We start from the raw sequence: 24,958 nt of genomic DNA, 5'->3' as shown, positions 1-24,958 counted from the left end.
GTGATCCTCTCCTATGCAGCTTTTTTACGGTCGAGTAATACAGCAATCACAATAACAATCCCTTTAACCACCATCTGGAAAAAGGAGGATACTCCCAACAGGTTTAATCCGTTATTCAGTATACCGATGATGAGCGCACCAATCAGCGTCCCGATAATTAATCCTCGTCCGCCTGCCAGGCTAGTGCCGCCAAGGACAACAGCTGCAATCGCATCTAATTCGTAAGACTCCCCGGCTGTCGGCTGGGCTGAGTTTAAACGGGAAGTTAAAATAGCACCCGCTAAAGCGGAAAGAAGCCCCGCTAATGAATACACCATAATTTTGACTTTTGTCACTTTAATGCCTGAAATCCAGGCTGCTTTTTCATTCCCTCCGATCGCGTACGTATAGCGGCCAAAGGTCGTTTTATGCAAGATCACCCATAGAACAACGAAAGCGATAATCATCGTTACGGCAGGCACAGGAATACCTAGAAAATAGCCGCGGCCAAACAGCTGGAACATGTAATCATCGCCAAGTCCTGTGATTGGATTCCCGTCTGTATAGGTTAGTGTCAGCCCCCTGTAAATCGTCATCGTTGCCAGCGTAGCAATAAACGGAGCCATCTTCCCTTTCGTAATTAAGAGGCCGTTCACTGCCCCCATCAATGCCCCAAGCAGACAGCCAATAAGAATCGCCAGGATCGGATCGATTCCTGAAACCATCATACCCGCCATCAGCGCACTTGATAGCGCAAGAATGGAGCCGACCGACAAGTCAATGCCGCCTGTTAAAATGACAAAGGTCATGCCATAGGCGATCAGTGCGTTAATTGCTACTTGTCTCAATAAGTTTAAAATATTCAATGGAGCTAAAAAGCTTGGATTTAAAATAGAAACAATGAGTACTAATATAATTAAGCCGAGAAGCGGGCCCATTTTTTGAGCCATGTCACTTAACGGTCTTACACCGCTTTTGCTCATGTCACTCTCCTCCTGTTGCGAGCGTCATTATTTTTTCCTGTGTTGCCTCTTCTCTCGAAAGCTCACCGCTTAACTTGCCTTCATGAATGACGATGACGCGGTCACTCATGCCTAATACTTCCGGCAGTTCAGAAGAAACCATAACAATGGCCACTCCCCTGTCTGTCAGCTCATTCATTAAAGCGTAAATTTCCCGCTTCGCTCCGACATCGACACCTCGGGTCGGTTCATCCAGAATGAGTACATCCGGATTTGTGCCAATCCACTTAGCAAGTACGACCTTCTGCTGGTTTCCTCCCGATAAGTTTCCAGCACTTGTCTCAGCTGATTCCGTTTTAATGGTCAGCCGCTTGATTAAGTCCTCCACAAATTGCTGCTCTTCTTTCCCATCAATGAATCCTTTAGACGACAACCCTTCTACATTAGGCAAAGCAATATTGTGACGGATAGAAAAATCAAGGATAAGCCCTTCATCTTTTCTGTCCTCAGTAATCAAGCCAATGCCGTGCTTTACCGCTTCACCTGGCGAATGAACCTTTATTTTCTTTCCATTCCTGTAAAGCTCACCACTGTCCATCCGGTCTAATCCGAAGATGGCCCGCATAATCTCTGTTCTCCCGGCTCCCATTAATCCAGAAACACCGACGATTTCCCCCGCTCTTACAGAGAAGCTAATATTCTCAAACGCACCTTTTCTCGTGAAGTTCCTTACCTCTAGTGCTACTTCACCAAGTGAAGCCGCACGCGCAGGGAAACGGTCCTTCAGCTCTCGGCCAACCATTTTCTTTACGACTTCATCGAAAGTGGTATCAGCGATTTTCGTCGTATCGACCGTCTGGCCGTCACGCATCACGGTGATGCGGTCGCATATCGTAAAAATCTCTTCCATCCGGTGAGAGATATAGACAATGGAGACCCCTTGCTTTCGAAGAGTTTCAATCACCTCAAACAGCTTAGCAATCTCTCGGTCTGTTAAAGCAGCTGTCGGCTCATCCATGATGATGACTTCAGCATTTACCATCAGCGCTTTAGCGATTTCAATCATTTGCTGCTGGCCGACGGAACAAAGCCCCGCTTCCTGTTCGAGGGGAATATCGACATCCAGCCGTTCAAACTGCTCCTTAGCTAGCGCTTTCATTTCCTTCATCTTTAAAAATCCAAAGCCATTTTTCAGCTCACGTCCGAGAAATAAATTCTCCAATACCGTCATTCCCGGCCAGACATTAAGCTCTTGGTGAATAAAGGCCATTCCATTCTGCTCCGCTTCCTTTGGGCTAGAGAATGAACGCTCTTTGCCATTGATCAGGATCGTACCGCGGTCAGCCTGGTGCAAGCCAGTTAAGATATTCATGAGCGTTGACTTTCCTGCCCCATTCTCTCCCATCAGCGCATGAATTTCCCCAGGAAGCAATTCGAAGTGAACACCTGTCAGCACCTGATTCTTTCCAAAGGCCTTGTGAATGTCCTGCATTTCTACCTGCATGGCGATCCTCCTCTCTAGAAAATCACTCCGGCGTGCAAAATGCAGTTTGCATACGGAGTTGCTTCCCCTGTTCTTATTACAGCCTTCGCCTGCTTCGTCATCTCTTTTAGTTCTTCGTGTGTAACCCGTTCCATATTGATGGATGAAAAGAAAGCTTCCATAAAAGCAGAAGCTGGCTGATTCGCTTCGTCTATTTCTTTCGCCAGTGTGATTTTCTCAATCATCATATCGGCAGCGATTGCCTCTACTGTCTCCTGAAAGCTCGGTTTGCCCAGCGTCAAAGCCAGATCAATTTTCAGCACACCGTCTGGCACCGGAAGACCCGCATCAGCAATGACGATCATATCCGTGTGTCCAAGATCCGTTAACACTTTCGTGATATGGCTGTTCAACATGCCGTGCTTTTTCATGACAAATGCTCCTCCACTTCCTTGCGTGAAGGCATGCCACCTTGCGCGCCAAATTTCGTTACAGATAGTGAAGCGGCTCTGTTTGCAAAACGCAAGCTCTCTTCTAGGCCTTTCCCTTCTGCTGCAGCAACAGCAAATGCCGCGTTAAAGGTATCACCCGCTCCTGTTGTATCGACTGCCTCTACCCGGTAAGAAGGCACGAGCACTTCCTGGTTTCCGTCGTAATATCGGACTCCTTGAGCTCCTTCTGTAATAAGGAGTTTCTCCGGGTACTTCTTCAAGGCTTCTTCCTGTCTCAGTGTCGGGAACAAATAAGCCGCTTCATGTTCATTTGGTGTCAAGTAGGCTGCCTGTTCAATAATCCGTTCATGAACCGGACGGGCCGGCGCTGGATTAACTACCAGCGGTACTCCTGCTTTGGCACAAAGATCTGCCGTATACAGCACCGTTTCCTCTGGTGTTTCCTGCTGAATCAGGACGATATCCGCTTGTTCAATCGCTGCTTTAGCCCCCTCTACATAGGCTGGAGTGACCGCATCGTTTGCACCTTTAACCACAATAATGCTGTTATCACCCTCTGCCAGCACAATATGAGCTGTGCCGCTCTCCAAATCGGCAACCGGTTTCACATAGTCGGTTTTGACGCCATTCTTTCTTAAGTTATCTATAATTTCCTTGCCATAATGGTCGCTGCCTACACAGCCAATCATAAAGACATCAGCCCCAAGTCTAGAAGCAGCGACCGCCTGGTTGGCTCCTTTGCCGCCGGGAACCGTCTTAAAAGAACTGCCAAGTACGGTTTCTCCTGCCTGCGGCCGCTTCGGCGAGGTAACAACTAAATCCATAGAACAGCTGCCCACTACTGTTACTTTAACCATCTCTCTTCACCTTTCTTGTTGTGTCTCTTTCAATAAATGTGACAGGCAGCTGAATGTGCTTCTCCGTCACAGGCTCTTTCCTAATTAACTTTAATAAAAGCTGAGCTGCCTTACTGCCCATTTCATAGGCCGGCTGCCGGATAGTAGATAAGGCTGGAAAGACAAGCCGGCTAAGCGGCATATCATCGAAGCCAATGACTTGTACATCCTCCGGGACTGACTTTCCCGCACGCATGGCTTCACGCAGTACGGCAATAGCTGTCATGTCATTGCTGGCGATGATCCCATCCACAGAGGGAAACTGGCTGAAGAGCTCTTTCGTCCGTTTTCCCGCCTCTTCATCACTTAAAGAAGTCAAGCTGATGACATGAAAGTCTGCCTCAGTATCTGCCAGCACCTCCACTGCTCCAAGAAAACGCTCAAGTACAGGCGAAATGTGGGACGGCCCTTTCAGCACAGCAATTTTGCGGCTGCCCCGCTGAATCAGCTCACGAGCAGCCATACGGCCTCCTTCCTCGCTATCCGTGTAGACGGCGTATGGCTTCTCATGCGCACGATCAAGCGCTACCGTCGGGATGTTTACAGATTGACCATTTAATTCATGAAAGGTTTGCGTGGCCGAAATCAATCCAGCTACCTGATTTTGCAAAAAAGCATCGACATAACCCTTTGCCTTTTCAGGGTTTTCATCACTATTTCCAAACAGAAGACGAAATCCCTGCTGCTGAAGCTCATCCTCTACCCCGCGGGCCAGCTCCGGGAAAAAAGGGTTCGTAATATCCGGTAAAAGCAGACCGACAAGCTTCGAATCTCTTTTGAACAGCGATCGTGCCACTTCATTTGGCGTGTAATTCAGCTTATTGATCGCCTGCTGAACCTTCGCTAGCGTTTCTTCGTGCACATATCCTTTTTTATTCAATACGCGGGAAACTGTCGCTACAGACACACCCGCTTCTTGAGCGACGTCTTTTATTGTAATCATCATTTTTCCCCTTTTGTGTAACCCTTTACATAAATCCCTCACAATATAACACACAAAAACGGCAATTTCAATCATATTTTGAGGCATAAATTCAATTTGTGTTAACACATTTATCCTTTTAGTTTTCTAACTACATGAATGTTTGCCCATGGCAATCCTGTTGCTCTGGACTTACTCAAATTCTTACTGATATGCTTAAATTATGTAAAAAACGTGATAGGCGGTGCCGTAAGCATGGACGAACAATACGAAACACTGCAACAAGGAGAAAAGGGTGCATGGCTAAGCATTGCTGCTTATATTTTCCTTGCTTTTTTAAAGATTACAGTCGGCTACATTGGCCACTCAAAGGCCTTGCAGGCGGACGGGCTGAATAACTTTACAGATATATTAGCGTCTGTTGCTATATTGATTGGGTTGAAGATTGCTCGGAAGCCGCCTGACAAGGATCATCAGTACGGCCACTTCCGCGCTGAAACGATCGCTTCATTGATTGCTTCTTTTATTATGTTTGCGGTAGGTCTGCAGGTTCTCCTGGAAGCTGTCCAGTCCTTCTTTTCCTCAGCTGAAGAAACACCTCATATGCTGACAGCCTGGACGGCCTTGTTCAGTGCCGGCGTTATGTATATAGTTTACCGGTATAATCTCCGTCTAGGCAGACGGATCAAAAGCCAGTCTATTATTGCTGCCGCCCAGGATAACCGTTCCGATGCGCTGGTCAGCGTAGGTGCCTTTGTTGGCATTACCGGCTCGCAATTTGGTCTAGGATGGCTGGACCTTCTGACCGCTCTGATTGTTGGTCTCATCATCATTAAAACGGCATGGGATATTTTCACACAAGCAACGCATGCCTTAACGGATGGCTTTGACGAGGAATTACTCGAAGAAATGCACGAGGCGATTGCAAAGATTCCCGAGGTACAGCAGGTGCGCAGTGTGAAAGCTCGCATGCATGGCAACTTTGTACTGGTTGATGTAACTATTACCGTTCACCCTTATTTAAATGTAATCGACAGCCATTTCATTACAGAAGGTATCGAAGACCTTTTACTAGAGAATTATAATGTCCAAGAAGCAAATATTCATATCGAGCCTGGGACCACAGAGTGGGAGTAGTAGAAGGAGAGCTGAAACCCCTTTGTTTACAAGGGTTTCGGCTCTTTACTCTATTTTCATTGCATTGTTATTGCATTATTTGTTTTTAAACCTTTACGTAGGTAACGAGCAGTGAATTGATTCTTGGGTGAAGTATCTTCATTTTCTGTTGCTGTTTGGTAAGACATAATACCTTCTAATTTATAGGCTACTTCAAAGTTACTGTTTGGATACAAATGTCCGTAGGTGCCAAGTGTCGTTTCAATATCTTCATGCCCTAGGCGGTCTTTAATGATTAATGGGTTTTCGCCCATACTAATAAGCAAAGAAGCGTGAGAATGTCTTAAAGCATGTAATCTAATTCGATGAACCCCAGCTTTTTTTGAAAAACGTGTAATGGCATTCGCTAACGTATGCTTTTGTGTGGGGATACCATTATAGCTCATTACAAAATTGGTTTGAACGACAGATTGCTGCACGTCCTTCCATTCGCGGAGTAACGTTAATGTATCTCCATCTAATGCAATATGACGAACACTAGCCTTTGTTTTTGGTTCTACAAAAGAATAATTATCCAAATTCTTATAGTAAAGTGTTTTATCGATATATAACAGACCTTTGTCAAAGTCAATATCTTCCCATTGAACCGCAGTGGCTTCTCCAATTCGCATGCCTGTCATAAATAAAAACCACAATGAAATAAATAAAAAATGTTGATAATAATCTTCTTTATAGAAAAGAGAGATGACTTTTTCAAATTCCTCTTTTGTCCAAAAGTCTATTTTTGTCTTTGTTTTCTTCACATTACCTACAATTTTTGATGGATTATTTTCAGCTAACCCTAAAACAACAGCTCGATCCATTGCCATAGAAAACAACCCTTGAACATTTCTAATATAAGAAGAACGATACTTCTTTTTAGATAACGCTAATTGCCATTTTTGAACATGAATCGGGGTAATTTCTGTTGTGATTAAGTTATTAAAAAAGATTCATCACCACATTTTGTGATTTAACCCAAAAAATAAGGAAAACACTCACGAATTCCTGGCAATAATGTTAGCGTCACTTAACATAACAGGAGGTTCTAAAGTGTTTTCCGTATCACTAGATTTGCCAGAATTTGAAGTTGTTAAACAAGTGTTTCTTGAAGATTGCAATTTGTTACATGTTGAGAAAAATACTACAGAAGATCGCTGTTCTTACTGCGGTTTTTTTTCTAGTCATGTCCATGACTGGCGGACAAGAAAGGTTCGTGACTTGTCCGTATTAGGTAAGCCCCTTTTCTTATTTGTCAGAGTGTATAGATACCGTTGTCACAACTGTAATGAGGTATTTTCACAAACATTTGAATCTATCAGTCCTAATAAGCATCAGACCAATCGGTACAGAGAATATCTGTACGAAATGTGCATTGGCTCTACTATCCAAGAAGTGAGTCGAAAGGAAAAAATACCTTATACAACCGTTGAAAGAATATTTTATTCCGTTGCTAAAGAAAAAGAGAAGGAGCATTTAGAAACTCTTGAAAGTGTTTTAGAAAACAATGAATTAATCCTTAGCCTTGATGAGATCGCTGTCCGAAAGGGTCACCGATATGAAACAGTTCTTATGGATACCCAATCCGGGAGTGTGCTTGGTATGGAACATCAACGGAGTTATAGTTCAACTCAGATCTTACTTGCCAAGAAGATTCTGTCTGATAAATGCGTTCATACCGTTGTTATGGATATGTCGGATCCCTTCCATAAAGCTGTTAAATCTATATTCCCAGAGGCCTGTATCGTCATTGATAAATATCATGTGGTGCAAAAGGTGACACATGCACTTGACCAAGTTAGAAAGAAAACTCCTGGACTAAAAAAGGGACGGTTTAAACTCTTGAAAGGTCCTGAAAAGTTAACGGCTAATGAAAAACAACAATTAAACGAGATGCTCAAAGAGCATTCAGAATTGTCATATGCCTATTTTCTAAAAGAACTCTTTAGAGAAATATACCAAGTGAATGACTATGATACAGCTGATTCACTCTTAGAAGAATGGATTCAACTCGCATGGAGCAGCCCATTTCCTTCATTTCATCAAGTTGCCAAGACGATAGAAAATTGGAAGGCACAAATTTTACAATATTTTCTTACACCTTTTACGAATGGCCGGATTGAAGGTACAAACCATAAGATTAAGAACATCAAAAGACGTGCTTTTGGCTTCAGAAACCTTGAAAGATTTCGACTACGTGTATTTTTGGAATGTACAGGTAAAACTTATAAAAATCAGGTTGCTTAACCATGCCCTTCATCAGCTTTCCGCATTGTAGTGGCTAGAATGGAAGCCGTCAAGGAAAGCGCTTGACCACTTCCATTCTACCCACTTAGTGGTCTGCAAGCTGACAAAGGAGCTACTCTAGATTGAGTATCAATCTCGCTAACTTATTGCCGGAATTGTGTGAACATCACAGAATATGGTAATGAGACTAAATAATTATAAAAAAGAACTAAAAGAATTTTTCTACAAGCTATTATTAGAAAGAAGGATAGGTTATAAGCTGTTATATTAAGTTGGGGGCATAGATTGACAATATCGTAGTAATGTGTCTACATAATAATATATAAGAGAAGCATTACCATTCATAACGAGAGAAATGGGGTTTTATAGTCACGATTAGAGCATTTTCAAGAAGTTCGACTAGCTGCTATAATATAATAGCCCATGCATTATACTTGGAGTTTAACAACATTCAAGTTATTATAGATAAATAAAATCCTTAATTAGGGTGATGATGAATGAAGTTTTCAAAGGCTACAGATTATGCTCTACATACGATGCTTTTTCTTACTGCAGCGACTCCGGATAAACCTGTGGGCGTTCAGCTGCTTGCTGAGAAGCAAAAGGTGTCACCAACTTATCTGTCCAAGATACTGACCAAGCTAGTAAAGGCTGGTATGATTGAATCCATAACAGGAGTGAATGGTGGATACAGACTGAAACGAAATTGGGAGGATATTTCGTTTCTTGACATTATTCATGCGATTGAGGGATCTGCCTCTTTGTTTGATTGTAGTTTCGATCACGGACCAGATTGTCCGATTCAAAGAGTAGTATTGGAAGCAGAGGAAAAAATGGAAGAGCATTTGAGAAATAAAAAAATGTCCGATCTTGTGCGGGAAATGAACATCGTTTTCTAGCACATATTCTTTCAACCAATTATAGATAATAAGTGTCTCTATAGTCTTTAATGAAATTATAATAAAAAATTAGGAGAATCCAAAAATGAACATGTATAAAAGGACCGTATAAGTTGATTCAAGATACAGCGATTTTTAATCCGGTATTGTGAAACGATGTCCCCGGAAGATTATAGGAAAGAGATCGAAAGTTAAGGAAGAGTTTCTGTACGTAGTCTGCATATTCATTTCGCTGACTGTCATCGAATTTTACTAGGGATTTATGACTGAAAAATCTATATACAGAGTAAAATCAGCGCCTATCGATGATGTTTCAAAGATGTGCAAATTATTTAAAAGTCGAATGAGCTAGTGGATAAGTTCTTATGTAAGGAGGTGATGCCAACATGTAACATCGTAGCAGAGTGAGAATACAGTATTTCAGTAGTACTGGTTAGGTCTTAACTACATATGAGATGTACAGAGTAATTATTGGGCGTATACATATTTGGAAAGTTAAACTAATAAGAGGAAGGGAGTTAATCATGAAGGAAGTTGATGTTGTTATTATTGGAGGAGGTCCTGCTGGTTTAAGCGCTGGACTTATACTAGGACGTGCTAGGAAGAAGACGTTGATTATCGATGAGGGGCAACCGCGTAATGCAGTGACTAGAGAGGCTCATGCCTTTTTAACACGTGATGGCATTAGCCCACATGAATTTAGAAATATTGCTAAATCGCAGCTTCACACTTATCCGTCAGTTTCACATTTGGAAGATACTATCGAGTTGATAGAAGGTGAAGATGGTCAATTTTTGTTGGAAACTGCTTCAGGGTTGAAGATAGCCACTAGAAAACTGTTGTTTGCTATCGGAATGAAGGATCGCGATTTTGGCATACCAGGGTTGGCGGAGGTCTATGGTAAGAGCGCATTTGTATGCCCGTATTGTGATGGCTGGGAACTAAGAGATCAGCAATTAGTTGTCATAAACAGAGGAGCAGCGCTAATGCATTTTGTCCCATTGCTTTACGGGTGGACAAAGCAGTTTGTAGTTTGTACAAATGGTCCCAATGAATTGAGTGAAGCAGAACGTGAAGAATTGCGTGCGCATAATATCCCGTTATTTCATTCACCAATTCATTCCATCCAATCAAATCAAGGCATGGTAAGGCATGTTAAGCTTGAGGATGGAACAGAAATTCCATGCACAGGAATTTTCTTCAAGGCAGAATTGGTACTTGGATCGGAATTACCTGTCGCACTTGGTTGCCGGATGTTGGATACTGGAATAATTGAAGTCGATGAGTTTGGAAAAACAAGTGTACCTGGTGTTTATGCAGCTGGGGATGCAACTACACACTTGCACCAATCTATTGTTGCAGCTGCTTCAGGAGCTGTATCCGCAGCCGCAATAAACGGAGAATTAAATCGAGAAGAATGGCATAAGAACAACGTTTGATTCAAATTCTAAATATATTTATAAAGAGGACTTTAAATTTATAATGTACCCTTTGTAAAAGACACTTTTATAAGGCCAAGCTACTTGAAGAAAGTGATTCCAGTACTATGAAATACTCCTCATTACCATTTATGAATCAACTCTTTAGAAAAGGTGGCAGGGTCACTCCTGCACGATTTGCCACTGTGCAAAATGGTCCTAAAACAGGTCTGTCAATAAATTTGTGGAATTGACCATAAAAATATTTAGTCGGTGTGGAGGATAATCCTGTCCACGAAGCGGATAGACAACCAGAGGTGCGATTATTTCCACAAAAAAGGAGCCATTCCTTCTTTAAACTGTACCCTTTGTAAAGGACAATCATAAAAAAGCTAGGCAGACTTAAGAAGGTGATCTCTGTATTGAATAGGGGTCATCTTTTTTAGGTTCCATTGATATCTGTAACGGTTATAGTAAATCATGTATTTTAAACATGACTTTTGATACACTGTTTCAGGAGGTGTTTTTATATGACTGCCAAGGGCAAAATAACATTGCCACAAAAAAGTACAGTTATTTTTACCGTAACTATTCTTTATACTATTTTGATACTATATTTTATTTTTTTCGCTTTCGGCAGAATAGGTGCATCTGCAAGCACGACTGGGGTCACCTTTATTTTTTTTCCGATTGAGTTCTACCATTTGCCAAAGATTTCTGATTTTCTGCATCCTACTCTGATGGATTTCGTAGATCTAGGAAATGTGGCAGCCTTTATTCCATTCGGCATATTGATTCCATTGTTATTCCGTGTGAAGTTTATTCGTTTCTTTTCATTGTTCTTCCTGTCTATTCTCGTGATCGAAACCATACAGGCACTAACTTTGCTCGGAAGCTTTGATATTAACGATGCCATTCAAAACTCTCTAGGCGCAAGCATCGGATTCGGAGCGTACAAACTAGGGTATCGAACAAAAAACTTTTGGCTAAATATGGCTATTACCGGTATCACGTGTATTGTTATTCTAATCGGGGTATTAGCAATTTGCGGAATTGTGGAGAAAACGTTCACCAAAGCAGAGGGTCCCTTTATAGCTTTAAATGAACTGAAAAATAGTTCCGGGCATACAACAGCGGGAACAAAACCGTACAGCTTTAAAGTTAGCGGTCAAAACGTCGAACCTGGATATAATATATTTGGCGCCAAAGGCAAAGGAAGTGAAACCTACACTTATACGTCCAAGAAGGAGATTATTTTTTCATTTTATTATGGAATACCGGACTTAATGGATAGTGATGGAAGTATACGAGTTTTAGTCGATGGTCGTGAGGTATTATCCGGCTCTGGAACGGAGCAACTGAATTATCCGGAATTGTTTCCACAAATGTTTGAAATTCCACTTGAACGTGCAAGTAAGATTACGATAATCGTTAAGGGGAATGAAAAGCTTTGGGATGTAGGGTTTAGAGAAATGAAATATTTCTGGAAATGATCCAAACGTTTTGTTCAAGATAATGGTCTTTTTTCTTTTTCCCACCCCAAACATGTGGTGCTAGTATATTTTCATGGACACATCCTAGTTAGTTTCATAATTTTTGAGGAATAAGATTAAGAAGAGGTGTGTCCAATGAAAGGCCATAATAAAAACCAAAATAAATTTAATGAAGATTTCAAAAGGATGGTTGTGGAATTATATCAATCTGGCACTCCAGTCAAGCAATTAACCAGCGAATATGGCGTATCTGATGTCTCCATTTATAATTGGGTCAAAAAGTTTTCTCCCGTCAAATTTGAAGATGGAACCGTGGCAACGGCGGATGACTATACCAAGATTCAAAAGGAGCTTCGCCGGCTGCAGGAAGAAAATGAAATCTTAAAAAAGGCTATGGCCATATTCGCGAAAAGGTAAGCCAATCTGCAGTAGCTTCCGTGATTGATCAACATAAAGACCAACATCCCATCCAAACTATGTGCGAAGTCTTGGAATTGCCGCGAAGCTCCTACTACCTAACACTCCAAGAAACCGAATCCAAGCGTGAGCGGGAAAACAAGGAGCTGACAAAAAGGATCAAAGAGATCCACGAAGAAAGCAAAGGGCGTTATGGAGCCCCAAAAATTCACCAATATCTCTGTGCGGAAGGATATAGAGTAAGTCTGAAACGTGTACAGAGACTGATGAAAAAAGAGGGCATCCGTTCCATCGTCATTAAAAAATATCGGCCAACACCAAGCAAAGAAACAGTTATCGAACGCGAGAATATCCTGGCCAGGGACTTTTCTACGACCACCATCAATGAAAAATGGGTGGCCGATATTACGTATATCCATACATTAAAGGATGGCTGGTGCTACCTTGCTTCTGTGATGGACCTGCATTCAAAGAAAATCGTAGGCTATTCCTTTTCTTGTACAATGACAACAGACCTGGTGATTAAAGCATTGGATAACGCCTATGCCACGCAGCTACCACCAGAGGAGTTAATTCTGCACAGTGACTTGGGTTCCCAATATACGAGTGAGGCTTTCATGGAAGAGGCTGAGTCAAAAAAGATCAGACAATCATTCAGTCGAAAGGGCTGCCCGTACGATAACGCCTGTATTGAATCCTTCCATGCTATTTTGAAGAAGGAAGAAATACATCACGTAACTTATCTGGATTACGCCTCTGCAAAGATTCATCTCTTCCAATACATTGAAGGCTGGTATAATCGAAAGCGAATGCATGGCAGCCTTCAATATAAGACCCCACAACAGGTTGAAGATGAAATCCGGGTGGCGGCTTAGTCACTGCATCATGTCTGAGCACGGCGCTTTACATGGAGGGGGGCATGTTAGGCTCGTCCGCCTGCGAAAGGATTGTTTGACCCTTTCGCCCTTCGCAAGACACCCATGCCCATAGAGGCTCCATGTCAAGCGACATAGACCAACCCACTCTTATGAAATGGAGCTCTGTCCAATCCACCATCTATTTTGTGTCCAGAATATTGGCGTAGATCCAATTATACGATTTACAGTGCTATGAATATTAATTTATTTAATAGGGTTTTTCAACACTATAATCCGAATACCCAAAAGAAAAAGAAATTCAAAGAAGTTGAAGCTACTTTCATAAAATTGTTACCTGATCAATTCCCGAATTGGGGTCAAATAGGCTATGAATGGGTTTATGAAGAAATCTATGGTGCTGACTTTTCACCACTGACTAAAGCAATGGAGGAGGGTTATTTTTAACCCTCTTTCTACACTATTTTCCGATTACCCCATAAAAATATAACCAAATAAAAATCTTAAATAAAGTGTTTGAGCCTCAATTGATTTTCAAAAGTCATTGCATATGCATGTTAAAACCATGGATAATATTTCCCATACTTGGAACTGGAGATAAAAAGAGGACATATAACGTTGATTTATCGTGGTATTAATAAAACCATATTTGAAAAGTTCGATTAAAATATAATAAAAACCTGGTTATAGCTATTTTCAAGTACTTATTTTTTTATCAATTAATTCACTTACTATTGGCTATATTATTTAATATTTCTTAAGCCTTACGATAAACATTATTCTACTTGAACACCTTTAATTTGATACTATTTTCCGATTAACCAATTTCTTTAACCCCACCATTATACTTATAGATGATAATAATTTCTGATTTTTGGAAAGTGGATGATGACCTTCGTATATTTCCCATCTTCTGAATGAATGGAAAGGTCATGTCCTAATTTAAGAGCCATTTCTTTTGCAAGGTAGAGACCTAAACCGGTAGATTTGGTATGACTTCTCCCAATAGATCCTGTAAATCCTTTTTCAAATACGCGGCTGATATCCTCTGGCTTAATTCCAATGCCTGTATCTTGAATCTGTAGCCGCTTTTCTTTTAGATCTTCCTCAAATTGTACGGAGATTTCCCCGCCTTCACCTGTATATTTTAAAGAATTTGAAAAAACTTGATCCATAATAAAACCAAGCCATTTACTGTCGGTATGGACAACCTGTTCAATATTGTCCATATGAAAACGAATTTGCTTGTTAATAAAAGATTTGGCAAATTTCTTTACACTGTTTTTAGCGACTTGATCCAACACTACCTCGGAAATAAAATAATCTTTGGAAAAAGAATCAATGCGAGAATAATAAAGAGCCTGCTCCACGTAATTTTCGATTCTATCCAACTCATCTTCAAACTTGTCCACAAGGTATTCAACAGTTCTTCCATTACTGTTTTCCATAAGCAAGCGACCTGCCGCAATCGGAACCTTGACTTCATGAATCCAAGATGTAATAAAGTCTTGATGATCCATTTTTTCGTTATACAACTTTTGTAATTGATCGCCATGCACACTATTTACTTTTTTTAATAACTCAAGATATAACAGTTGTTCATCGTTTCGCGGTTTAGGCAGAGTTGCGAGAAATTCTGCATGATTACTTTCAACCAAATCATTTAATTCCCGATAAAATTCTCTATTGTAATAGTATTCGATGATTACGTATATAGCTACAATAAAAAAGATAACCACATTGGTATATACGATATTACTTACAGTGTTTCTGGAATCTGTGCTCACAATCGTCATCAAAGAAACAAAGAACATAATGATCACGTTTAATATAAAGAAATTCCGTTTATCTTTTAGATATTGAAAGAAACTCATTGGATAATATAACCTTGTCCTTTCTTAGTCATAATGAAGTGTTCTTTTCCAAGTTCAGCAAGCTTTTTACGCAGACGAGCAATATTAACCGTCAATGTATTTTCGTCTACGAAATTTTCATTCTTCCAAAGGCTGCGCATCATTTTCGTACGACTGACGATGGTTCCTTTATTTTTCATCAGGATTTTCAAAATAAGAAATTCTGTTTTCGTGAGTTCCGACTTTCGATCTCCATGTAAGGCCTCTCCGTTCTCAAGGTTTAATATAATTCCATCATGTTCGATTGTCTTAGACTGTGTTTCCATGTAGGAATACGTTCTGCGGAGGAGTGCATTAATTTTTGCAATCAATACATCCATATGGAAAGGTTTTTGAATATAATCATCTCCTCCCATGTTTATCGACATCACTATATCCATTGGTGTATCACGGGAAGAGAGAAAGATCATAGGAACCTTTGAAATTTCTCTGATTTTATTACACCAGTAAAATCCGTCAAACGATGGCAAATTGATATCCATGATGACTAGGTGAGGATCATGATTAAGAAATACCTGCATGATTTGGTCAAAGTCTTCGATCTTAACGGTTTCAAAACCCCACTTTTCTAATGTTTCCCCTACCATATCACGAATGGTCAAATCATCTTCCACAATCATGATTTTCATTCCTCTTCCCTCCAAACAATCATCCTTCTTTAACATCATATTAATTGAATATCGACCAACATACAAAGAAAATATCGTGTTTAAACATATTTTTTATCAATGTGACGAAAATGTAAGGTTACGAGATCAAGCTGTAAGTTTATATAAAGGGCACCTATTGTAAAATAAAAACGTAAAACAAAACAACTCTGAATGGAGGATTTAAATATGAAAACTATTGTCGAAGCAAAACAAATAAAAAAAGTCTATGGTGCAAAGGGAAATGTATTTTCAGCTTTGGAGGATATAGACTTAACCGTCATGGAAGGTGAATTCGTCGGTATTATGGGTCCCTCGGGTGCTGGTAAATCAACTTTACTAAATATATTGGCAACAATTGACGAGCCGACTGCTGGTGACATCGTGGTTGACGGAATCAATTTGACAAAGATGAATGAAGAGCGATTATCTGCCTTTCGCCGTGACAAACTTGGTTTCCTTTTCCAAGACTATAATTTATTAGATACTCTAACTGTGAAAGAAAATATTATCTTGCCGTTAGCCTTGGCAAAATTGAACGTTAAGGAATTGGAACGAAGAGCAGATGAAGTGGCAGATAAGTTTGGCATTCGCGACATTTTAAATAAGTACCCGTATCAAATTTCTGGGGGACAAAAGCAACGCACGGCAGCATCACGCGCGATTATTTCAAAGCCAAACCTAATATTGGCAGATGAACCAACAGGTGCGTTGGATTCGAAATCAGCAACAGACTTATTAGAAAGTTTAAAGGATCTTAATGAACAAGACAAGGCAACAATTTTAATGGTTACCCATGATGCTTATGCGGCAAGTTATTGTAATCGCGTCCTATTTATTAAAGACGGTAAAATCTTCACAGAACTTGTGAAAGGGAAAAGATCCCGCAAAGAATTTTTCAACAAGGTGTTGGATGTTCTATCCGCACTGGGGGGTGGAGCAAATGACGTTATTTAGTTTAGCAAGGAAAAATATTAAAGGTAACTTCAATAATTATTTTGTCTATTTTGTTACGCTCGTCTTCAGCATGGTTATTTATTATACGTTCACTTCCTTGCAATATAGCGAAAAAATTCAGGAAAGCATTGAATTGTCGGATACAATGAGTTTCATGTTTGGGGTATCATCAATTATCTTAATTTTATTCGTAGCAATCTTTATTTTGTACTCCAATTCATTCTTCACAAGAAAAAGGAAGAAAGAAGTCGGATTGTACGCCATACTTGGTTTACGCAAGAAAACCATTGCAAAAATGTTATTTTATGAAAATTTGATTATGGGAATCATTGCAATAGTTATTGGAATTATTCTTGGAACCTTACTTTCCAAATTATTTGCAATGATTTTAATAAAACTTATGGGTTCAATTGCCGAGGTGGACTTCGGTATTTCCATTCTAGCGATTACCCAAACAGTCATAGTCTTTATGGTCATTATTTTATTCACTTCCGTTCAAGGTTACCGTTTGATTTATCGTTTTACATTAATCGAATTATTCTATGATGAGAAAAAAGGTGAACAAATTCCAAAGGTTTCACTTATATCGGCTGTTATCGGAGTTATATTGCTTGTCGTTAGTTACTGGCTGATATTAAAACCATTTCCTGACGAATTTACTACGGAATATTTAATGAAAAATTATGGTATTGCTTTTGTTGCTCTCGTCATTGGCACCCATTTATTTTTTCGATCTGTAACGGTCTATTTATTAAGATTATCACAAAAAAATAAGTCGCGTTATTACAGAGGAACTAGAATAATTGAAACATCTCGCTTACTGTTTCGTATAAGAGGGAATGCACGTACCTTTACAGTCATTGCATTGTTGAGTTCTGCAACGATCTGTTTCTTAGGTGCAACTTACAGTGGGTATTACAGCAACGAAAAAAGAGCTGAGGAAGTTGTTCCGTTCAGCTATTCGCATTTGTCAAAAGGTCCAGAATTTGATTCGCAGGTGGAGAGAATAATAAAAGCAGATCATCGACATCCAATAAAAGCCCAACTAGACATACCCGTCATTCAGGTAAAAGGAATACTCTCATTTCAACTGGATTATGACATAAATCCTGTGCAATTAATCTCAGAAAGTACATTTAATAAAGCAGCGAATGCTTTAAATAAGGATGAAACAGTCTTACTATCAAGAAATCAAGCAGCAGTAATCCAGCCAAGGTTTACTGAATATACGAAGTCGGTTTTTAAAGGAGAAAATATAACGATTCAATTGCCTCAAGGAAGCAGCGAACTGCCATTTGTTCATATGGTTGAAAGTAATGTGCTACCTTTCGATTATCCCGATTTCTTTCTCGTAGTCAGTAACGAAATGTTTGCTGAGATAGCCAAAAAAGAGGCTCCATTAACTTATAAAGTATATGAAGTGGAAAATGAAGTAACGGCACAAGCCACATCAAAGAAAGTAAATAAACTGGTTGGAAACGATTTTCAAGTTTCTTCATCATTTTATACGGAGTATAAGCAAGGTAAAGAAGGAAACGCAATTACTCTTTTTATTTTTGGATTTTTGGGGCTTGTATTTTTAGCGGCAAGTGGAAGTATCATTTATTTCAAACAGTTAACAGAAGCGAATGAGGCGAAAGGACAGTATGAAATCCTTAGAAAAATCGGTGTCAATAAAAAGGATATACGTAAATCAATCAAAAGGCAGTCATTATTTGTGTTTGGATTGCCACTAACCGTAGGAATATTGCACAGTTGTGTGGCATTGTACTTTACTAGCAACTTTATTTCTAATCTCATTGGAATCAATCTTATCTTCCCTATTCTAATGGCTATAGTCTTCTTTGTTATCATCTATGCAGTCTATTACGTATTAACTGTTAATACGTACAATCGCATTGTAAACAAATAAGAGCGAAACATCTCTCGAATGTTCGGTTCGGGGGGTGTTTTGTCATGTATTCCTTTGTTAAAAAAATCCTCATTACTCTGGAATCTAGACCGATTATATTATTGAAGATCAAATTGAACATCCTTAAATCTTCTAACAACCAAAAATGATAACTCCTATACAAAATGTATCGCCAATAGAAACACAATTCAGTCTGTAATATCAGAAATGATGCCATATTCTTTCATTAATTTATTTTGATTCATCACCACATTTTGTGATTTAACCCAAAAAATAAGGAAAACACTCACGAATTCCTGGCAATAATGTTAGCGTCACTTAACATAACAGGAGGTTCTAAAGTGTTTTCCGTATCACTAGATTTGCCAGAATTTGAAGTTGTTAAACAAGTGTTTCTTGAAGATTGCAATTTGTTACATGTTGAGAAAAATACTACAGAAGATCGCTGTTCTTACTGCGGTTTTTTTTCTAGTCATGTCCATGACTGGCGGACAAGAAAGGTTCGTGACTTGTCCGTATTAGGTAAGCCCCTTTTCTTATTTGTCAGAGTGTATAGATACCGTTGTCACAACTGTAATGAGGTATTTTCACAAACATTTGAATCTATCAGTCCTAATAAGCATCAGACCAATCGGTACAGAGAATATCTGTACGAAATGTGCATTGGCTCTACTATCCAAGAAGTGAGTCGAAAGGAAAAAATACCTTATACAACCGTTGAAAGAATATTTTATTCCGTTGCTAAAGAAAAAGAGAAGGAGCATTTAGAAACTCTTGAAAGTGTTTTAGAAAACAATGAATTAATCCTTAGCCTTGATGAGATCGCTGTCCGAAAGGGTCACCGATATGAAACAGTTCTTATGGATACCCAATCCGGGAGTGTGCTTGGTATGGAACATCAACGGAGTTATAGTTCAACTCAGATCTTACTTGCCAAGAAGATTCTGTCTGATAAATGCGTTCATACCGTTGTTATGGATATGTCGGATCCCTTCCATAAAGCTGTTAAATCTATATTCCCAGAGGCCTGTATCGTCATTGATAAATATCATGTGGTGCAAAAGGTGACACATGCACTTGACCAAGTTAGAAAGAAAACTCCTGGACTAAAAAAGGGACGGTTTAAACTCTTGAAAGGTCCTGAAAAGTTAACGGCTAATGAAAAACAACAATTAAACGAGATGCTCAAAGAGCATTCAGAATTGTCATATGCCTATTTTCTAAAAGAACTCTTTAGAGAAATATACCAAGTGAATGACTATGATACAGCTGATTCACTCTTAGAAGAATGGATTCAACTCGCATGGAGCAGCCCATTTCCTTCATTTCATCAAGTTGCCAAGACGATAGAAAATTGGAAGGCACAAATTTTACAATATTTTCTTACACCTTTTACGAATGGCCGGATTGAAGGTACAAACCATAAGATTAAGAACATCAAAAGACGTGCTTTTGGCTTCAGAAACCTTGAAAGATTTCGACTACGTGTATTTTTGGAATGTACAGGTAAAACTTATAAAAATCAGGTTGCTTAACCATGCCCTTCATCAGCTTTCCGCATTGTAGTGGCTAGAATGGAAGCCGTCAAGGAAAGCGCTTGACCACTTCCATTCTACCCACTTAGTGGTCTGCAAGCTGACAAAGGAGCTACTCTAGATTGAGTATCAATCTCGCTAACTTATTGCCGGAATTGTGTGAACATCACAGAATATGGTAATGAGACCATTATTTTAATTTTTTATATCATACTATAAGAGTTGATACTTCCTAAAAACCCTTTAAAATCAATGATATTGCTCTATACCTGGCACCGTGAAAGTAGAGCTATAATAAAAAATAAGCTTCCCGCTGAGCAATGTGCGGGAAGCTTGTTTTTTGTTATTGAAGCATGAATCTCTCAAGCTGAAGCGGCTCAATATACTCACCTTGCTTGTAGGCGCGCATATTTCCGCCGGAAATTTCATCAATTAATACAATTTGCCCATCCTTCAAACGGCCAAATTCAAACTTAATGTCATACAGTTCTATTTCTTTCTTCGCCAGCTCGTCCTTCACGACCCCGGCAATCGTTTGTGTTAATTCCTTTAATTCCTTGTATTCATTCTTAGAAAGAATACCCAGCATATCAAGCGCATCCTCAGAAATAGGCGGATCCTGGCGCTCGTCATCCTTCAGTGTAACCTCCACGAAAGCATCAAGCGGCTGCCCTTCTTCCGCATACTTGCCATAACGGCGCAGGAAACTGCCTACAGCACGGTAACGACAAATAACCTCTACCCCTTCACCAAATACCTCTGCCGGCTTCACCGTCATAGTTGCTTCTTCGATGTCTGCATCCACGTAATGAGTCGGAATATTAGCTTCCTTCAGCTTCTCAAAGAAAAATTTCGTTAATTTAAGACCGGCGCGGCCCGCTCCTTCAATCGTTAATCCAACCGTATTAGCTCCCGGGTCAAAGACGCCGTCTTCCCCTGTCACATCATCTTTGAATTTCAATAAATAATTTCCATCTTCTAGCTCATATACATTTTTTGTTTTGCCCGTGTAAATAAGTTTCATCTGAATCAGTCCTTCAATCATTTTTTCAACTATTTTATTATGCATGATTTTTTTCGAAAAATTAATAAAAATATTATTTTTTTGTTCTCTCCATAAAAATAACAACTTGCTTTGCTTAGCAAGTTGTCTTTACTGAATTACTGTATAGGCCTTCAGCAGCTCTTTTCTCTTTGCTTCATCTATATTCTTCAGGCTTTTCACCAATTTGGTCAAAGCATGGTGGAAACCTTGCGGACTGCCATCACATATAGTTAATGCCGGCCACCCCTGTGTTTCGGCCCCTTCATTCAAGAAATGAAGCAAATGCTTGTAATCTGTGTGACAAAGAAATTGCCCGCTCTCATCACAGGCCTCACCAAGATAATGGCATTTAATGGCCCTCAATAATTCAAACTGGTCGTAATATTGTTTAAACTCCTGTTCATCAAACGCCAGCCTTGTCTCGATAAATACTTTCTTCACGTACGGATAAGTGAAGAGCATTTCGGGAGAGGCGACATCCGTCTTCTCTTCAGATACCAGCTTAAACAGAATATCAAGCTGCGGATGCGAGGAAGCATAGGATAAGAAGGAAATATCCTGCCGGTGAGGATCCTGCACTCTTGGCTTTGTAAATAGTTTATTTAACAGGACATAATTTCCCTTCATGACTGCCCCAACACCTATACTGTAAAAAACAATGTGAAGAGGCAGGTCTTGAATAAACAGCAGGTAGTCATCCCCGATATGATGCTTAGAGCCCGTCAGCCGCTCAGCCGTTTGCAAAAGCAGTCTCTCCTGATCAGTTGTTTTAACATAATAGGCTAGCAGGGCGGACGACAGAGCAAGCGACCAGGTTTTCTCGGCTGTGACTTGTACTTCCGTTCGTATGGATTCGACCGGCGCTCTTTGTGCATAGTACCGATTGCTCAGATGAGCTACAACACTCCTCGTCTGCTCAGTTACAATTTCCCTCAGTTCAATATCCCGTTCATTTTGAATGTACCGCTGCAGCCGTTTCATCTTTACCTGCGTATTCTCCATACTCTCCCGCTTGATCTTGGCCGCATGAATGACATTCTCATACAGCTCAGTAAAAAAATGATCCGCTCCCTTAGAGTCAATGATTTTGCTGGCATCCCGGTAGCTGATCAGCTCCTCCGCATAAGGAGTAAGCGGCTCGGCAAAAGCATGCCAGTACCAGGAATAGCGCCGCCCTTTAACGGACTTAATCAGCTCACGAAGAGCGGTATCCCATTCAGCAGACCACCCCGATACAATCATGCCATACTCATCAAACACACGACGCAGCAGCTGGGCAAGCGGCACCGTAAAGTTATCCAGCTCATCCGTTACATTTTTAAAGCGGGTATCCCGGTAATCTCCGTTCACCTTGAGCACCGTGCATTCCGCATGAGCAAGCGGCTTCATTCCTTCAATGTCTGTATCATGATACAGCGTCTGATACTGTACATTATGCTCGTCAAGCGAATGTTCCAAGAGACGGTCAAAGTTTGTCGTCACAATCACCTTAACATAGCCCCGCTGGACAAGCTTGGCGATCGCATGATGAGCATCCGTAGGGATTTTCTGCTTCTGTTCTGCTTCTTCAATGGTCGGTTCGAAAAACTCTTTTAATAATCCTTGACGTTCAGACGGAGTTTTCGCAAGCAAGGCAATCACCTCATTATACAGGGGAGGCTTGCCATATTTCTTCTCATACCAGCTGATCGGGTCACTTTCACTTTCCCCGTTCATCTGCATAATCCGCCGACAGAACTCCCTCAAAATGCCTCTGCCGGTAGGGATGCCTGCCGAATACGAAATACCCGATCCTAAAAGCAGCGCATACACACCTTTATTCGCTTCCATGGAAAATGCTAATGAGGTCAGCTGTTCATTCATCCTGTACCACCTTTCCAGACAAGCATCATTGTTCACTCTTTAAGCATATCAAATATCATATACCTTTTCCCCTGGCTATTCGGTTTCAATCTGCTTCTATATGTATATATATGGAACATGCTCTTCTCCCATACAGCTGGTTTTATTTTTCCATCTTCCTCCACCCTCTATGCTAAAATAAAAGCAAGATTAATAAAGGAGCTGTCTATTTATGAAGCAAACGTTAATTGACAGATTTACTTCCTATGTAAAAGTGAACACCCAATCGAATGAAAACAGCGATACAACCCCTTCAACTCCGGGACAATGGACATTACTGCGCATGCTGGAGGAAGAGTTAAACCGCATCGGCATGCAGGAGGTTACAGTTGATGAAAATGGTTATTTAATGGCGACCTTGCCGTCCAATACGGACAAGGAGGTGCCCGTTATCGGCTTCCTGGCACACGTAGATACGGCGACGGATTTCACCGGAGAAAACGTCAAACCACAGGTTGTTGAAAGCTATGACGGAAAAGATATTGTGTTGAATCAATCGCTATCAATTGCCCTGTCTCCAAATGATTTCCCTGAACTTGCGGGCTACAAGGGCCATACGCTTGTCACAACAGACGGGACGACCCTGCTTGGCGCTGATAATAAGGCAGGCATTACAGAAATCATGACCGCGATGGAATATTTAATTCAGCACCCTGAAATCAAGCACGGCACCATTCGAATCGCCTTCACCCCCGACGAAGAAATCGGCAGAGGTCCCCACAAATTCGATGTACAGGCTTTTCATGCTGCTTATGCCTATACGATTGATGGCGGTCCTCTCGGCGAACTGCAATACGAAAGCTTTAATGCAGCGGCAGCGAAGGTTACGTGCTACGGAAAAAACGTGCACCCTGGTTCAGCGAAAAACAAAATGATCCATTCTTCGAAAATCGCCATGGAGCTGCATGAAAAGCTCCCTGCTGAAGAAGCACCTGAATTCACAGAAGGATATGAAGGGTTCTATCATCTAATTTCTATGAGCGGGGACGTAGAAAAAACTGAATTGAACTACATTATAAGAGATCACGATAAGGAAAAGTTTGCCGGCCGCAAGCAGCTGCTGACTACTATTGTGAAAGAGCTTCAAGAGAAATATGGAGAAGAGCGGGTCCAGCTGGAGATGAATGATCAATACTACAATATGAGAGAGAAGATCGAGCCAGTGCGAGAGGTCGTAGATATTGCCTACGAGGCGATGAAGAAGCTTCATATTGAACCGATCGTCGAGCCGATCCGCGGCGGCACAGACGGCTCTCAGCTGTCCTACATGGGCTTGCCGACACCAAATATCTTCACAGGCGGCGAGAACTTTCACGGACGATTTGAATACATCTCTGTCGATGTGATGGAGCAGGCTGTAAAGGTCATCGTCGAAATCGCGAAGCTGTTTGAAGAAAAAGCTTCCTAAGCGGTCCTTAACTTTAGAATCCGGATCTATCACCGGTTTCTCCCTCTTCCATATTATTGTATAATGGGACAAACAATGTAAATGGGGTGCTGTTAATGACAGAATTCATTACGGTTGTCATGATCTTTTCAATCCCGCTCGTTGCGATTGTCACGTCTCACCTCCGCAAACAAATGCGGATCAAGCACGAGATCATCAAGGATGAAATCGAGCTCGAAAAGCTCAAGCAAAAAAATTATGTCCTCGAAACAGAGAAGCTTCGCCTCGAAATGAAGCAAATGGAGTTAAACATGCTGGAGCAACAGCCTAGGCACATGGAGCAAGACCTCGCTTAAAAAGCAGGCTTGCTCTTTTTTTAAAACAAAATTCTGCTTTATCTCTTAAAGGGAAATGAGGAATCACTAAGGCTAGACAACCTGAAGTTTTCATTTAGCTCCCCGC

The 24,958-nt window shown here is 40.6% G+C and carries 21 protein-coding genes and 1 pseudogene; 11 read left to right on the top strand and 11 right to left on the bottom strand.

Going from position 1 to position 24,958, the window contains the following annotated elements; genetic code table 11:
* Positions 1 to 11: 11 nt before the first annotated feature.
* The 5 genes from rbsC to QY97_RS08110 are packed head-to-tail and all read right to left on the bottom strand — an operon-like array spanning position 12 to position 4,715.
* Positions 12 to 962, bottom strand: a complete 951-nt coding sequence (gene rbsC, locus QY97_RS08130) for a ribose ABC transporter permease RbsC (RefSeq protein WP_039237247.1) — start codon at positions 960 to 962, stop codon at positions 12 to 14.
* Between the two features lies 1 nt (position 963).
* Positions 964 to 2,445, bottom strand: a complete 1,482-nt coding sequence (locus QY97_RS08125) for a sugar ABC transporter ATP-binding protein (protein WP_039237245.1) — start codon at positions 2,443 to 2,445, stop codon at positions 964 to 966.
* Positions 2,446 to 2,459: 14 nt separating this feature from the next.
* The gene (rbsD, locus tag QY97_RS08120; RefSeq protein WP_039237242.1) at positions 2,460 to 2,855 is read right to left on the bottom strand and encodes a D-ribose pyranase; all 396 of its coding nucleotides are present in this window, start codon (positions 2,853 to 2,855) and stop codon (positions 2,460 to 2,462) included.
* Positions 2,852 to 3,733 carry a ribokinase gene (gene rbsK, locus QY97_RS08115; RefSeq protein WP_039237240.1) on the bottom strand — a complete coding sequence of 294 codons (882 nt, stop codon included), beginning with the start codon at positions 3,731 to 3,733 and terminating at the stop codon, positions 2,852 to 2,854. The genes rbsD and rbsK overlap by 4 nt, the downstream gene beginning before the upstream one ends.
* Positions 3,726 to 4,715: a LacI family DNA-binding transcriptional regulator gene (locus QY97_RS08110; protein WP_039237277.1), complete on the bottom strand. Its 990-nt coding sequence runs from the start codon at positions 4,713 to 4,715 to the stop codon at positions 3,726 to 3,728. The genes rbsK and QY97_RS08110 overlap by 8 nt, the downstream gene beginning before the upstream one ends.
* Positions 4,716 to 4,949: 234 nt before the next feature.
* Here QY97_RS08110 and QY97_RS08105 point away from each other — a divergent pair, with 234 nt between their 5' ends.
* On the top strand, positions 4,950 to 5,831 hold the full coding sequence (locus QY97_RS08105; protein ID WP_039237237.1) for a cation diffusion facilitator family transporter: 882 nt from the start codon (positions 4,950 to 4,952) through the stop codon (positions 5,829 to 5,831).
* Between the two features lie 56 nt (positions 5,832 to 5,887).
* On the opposite strand, the pseudogene QY97_RS08100 reads toward QY97_RS08105, so the two are convergent.
* Positions 5,888 to 6,772, bottom strand: a pseudogene (locus QY97_RS08100) (site-specific integrase); the annotation flags it as partial.
* A 130-nt stretch (positions 6,773 to 6,902) separates the two neighbouring features.
* Here QY97_RS08100 and QY97_RS08095 point away from each other — a divergent pair.
* The 3 genes from QY97_RS08095 (at position 6,903) to QY97_RS08085 (ending at position 10,434) form a co-directional block, all read left to right on the top strand.
* Positions 6,903 to 8,096, top strand: coding sequence for an ISL3 family transposase (locus QY97_RS08095; RefSeq protein ID WP_039237222.1), 1,194 nt, complete (start codon positions 6,903 to 6,905; stop codon positions 8,094 to 8,096).
* Positions 8,097 to 8,593: 497 nt separating this feature from the next.
* On the top strand, positions 8,594 to 8,995 hold the full coding sequence (locus QY97_RS08090; RefSeq protein WP_018705597.1) for an RrF2 family transcriptional regulator: 402 nt from the start codon (positions 8,594 to 8,596) through the stop codon (positions 8,993 to 8,995).
* A 524-nt stretch (positions 8,996 to 9,519) separates the two neighbouring features.
* Entirely contained in the window at positions 9,520 to 10,434 is a 915-nt protein-coding gene (locus tag QY97_RS08085) for an NAD(P)/FAD-dependent oxidoreductase (RefSeq protein ID WP_039237235.1), read from the top strand.
* Between the two features lie 371 nt (positions 10,435 to 10,805).
* Here the strand turns inward: QY97_RS08085 and QY97_RS21125 are convergent, their stop codons facing one another.
* Positions 10,806 to 10,976 carry an IS3 family transposase gene (locus QY97_RS21125; RefSeq protein WP_373315257.1) on the bottom strand — a complete coding sequence of 57 codons (171 nt, stop codon included), beginning with the start codon at positions 10,974 to 10,976 and terminating at the stop codon, positions 10,806 to 10,808.
* On the opposite strand from QY97_RS21125, the gene QY97_RS08080 reads away from it, so the two are divergent.
* Both QY97_RS08080 and QY97_RS08070 read left to right on the top strand, forming a co-directional pair.
* Complete coding sequence (locus QY97_RS08080; RefSeq protein WP_039237233.1) at positions 10,944 to 11,906, top strand: VanZ family protein; 963 nt, start codon at positions 10,944 to 10,946, stop codon at positions 11,904 to 11,906. The two genes, QY97_RS21125 and QY97_RS08080, sit on opposite strands and share 33 nt — an antisense overlap.
* 135 nt (positions 11,907 to 12,041) lie before the next feature.
* Positions 12,042 to 13,198, top strand: a protein-coding gene (locus tag QY97_RS08070; protein WP_099098546.1) for an IS3 family transposase whose coding sequence is annotated in 2 segments (ribosomal slippage) — positions 12,042 to 12,285 and positions 12,285 to 13,198 — 1,158 coding nt in all. Because the reading frame shifts where the segments join, the coding sequence is not laid out codon by codon here.
* A gap of 848 nt (positions 13,199 to 14,046) precedes the next feature.
* On the opposite strand, the gene drcS is transcribed toward QY97_RS08070, so the two are convergent.
* A complete protein-coding gene (gene drcS / locus QY97_RS08060) occupies positions 14,047 to 15,072 on the bottom strand; it encodes a daptomycin efflux sensor histidine kinase DrcS (protein WP_039237230.1) in 1,026 nt (341 codons plus the stop codon).
* Positions 15,069 to 15,740 carry a daptomycin efflux response regulator transcription factor drcR gene (gene drcR, locus QY97_RS08055; protein WP_018705604.1) on the bottom strand — a complete coding sequence of 224 codons (672 nt, stop codon included), beginning with the start codon at positions 15,738 to 15,740 and terminating at the stop codon, positions 15,069 to 15,071. Before drcR ends, drcS begins: the two co-directional genes overlap by 4 nt.
* A gap of 207 nt (positions 15,741 to 15,947) precedes the next feature.
* Here drcR and drcA point away from each other — a divergent pair, with 207 nt between their 5' ends.
* The 3 genes from drcA (at position 15,948) to QY97_RS08040 (ending at position 20,162) form a co-directional block, all read left to right on the top strand.
* Positions 15,948 to 16,715 (top strand): daptomycin efflux ABC transporter ATP-binding protein drcA, encoded by a 768-nt coding sequence (gene drcA, locus QY97_RS08050; RefSeq protein ID WP_039237228.1) that lies wholly within the window; start codon positions 15,948 to 15,950, stop codon positions 16,713 to 16,715.
* Positions 16,702 to 18,627 carry an ABC transporter permease gene (locus tag QY97_RS08045; protein WP_018705606.1) on the top strand — a complete coding sequence of 642 codons (1,926 nt, stop codon included), beginning with the start codon at positions 16,702 to 16,704 and terminating at the stop codon, positions 18,625 to 18,627. The genes drcA and QY97_RS08045 overlap by 14 nt, the downstream gene beginning before the upstream one ends.
* Positions 18,628 to 18,968: 341 nt before the next feature.
* The gene (locus QY97_RS08040; RefSeq protein ID WP_039237222.1) at positions 18,969 to 20,162 is read left to right on the top strand and encodes an ISL3 family transposase; all 1,194 of its coding nucleotides are present in this window, start codon (positions 18,969 to 18,971) and stop codon (positions 20,160 to 20,162) included.
* A gap of 343 nt (positions 20,163 to 20,505) precedes the next feature.
* Here the strand turns inward: QY97_RS08040 and QY97_RS08035 are convergent, their stop codons facing one another.
* Positions 20,506 to 21,186, bottom strand: coding sequence for a phosphoribosylaminoimidazolesuccinocarboxamide synthase (locus QY97_RS08035; protein ID WP_039237271.1), 681 nt, complete (start codon positions 21,184 to 21,186; stop codon positions 20,506 to 20,508).
* A 129-nt stretch (positions 21,187 to 21,315) separates the two neighbouring features.
* Positions 21,316 to 23,070: an SIR2 family protein gene (locus tag QY97_RS08030; protein WP_039237220.1), complete on the bottom strand. Its 1,755-nt coding sequence runs from the start codon at positions 23,068 to 23,070 to the stop codon at positions 21,316 to 21,318.
* A gap of 211 nt (positions 23,071 to 23,281) precedes the next feature.
* On the opposite strand from QY97_RS08030, the gene pepT reads away from it, so the two are divergent.
* Both pepT and QY97_RS08020 read left to right on the top strand, forming a co-directional pair.
* Complete coding sequence (gene pepT / locus QY97_RS08025) at positions 23,282 to 24,517, top strand: peptidase T (protein WP_039237218.1); 1,236 nt, start codon at positions 23,282 to 23,284, stop codon at positions 24,515 to 24,517.
* A gap of 95 nt (positions 24,518 to 24,612) precedes the next feature.
* Positions 24,613 to 24,852, top strand: coding sequence for a PH domain-containing protein (locus QY97_RS08020; RefSeq protein ID WP_039237216.1), 240 nt, complete (start codon positions 24,613 to 24,615; stop codon positions 24,850 to 24,852).
* Positions 24,853 to 24,958 lie beyond the last annotated feature (106 nt).

The organism is Bacillus thermotolerans, from assembly GCF_000812025.2.
Taxonomy (GTDB): Bacteria; Bacillota; Bacilli; order Bacillales; family Domibacillaceae; genus Quasibacillus; species Quasibacillus thermotolerans.
This window is presented reverse-complemented; position numbering and strand designations above follow the sequence as displayed.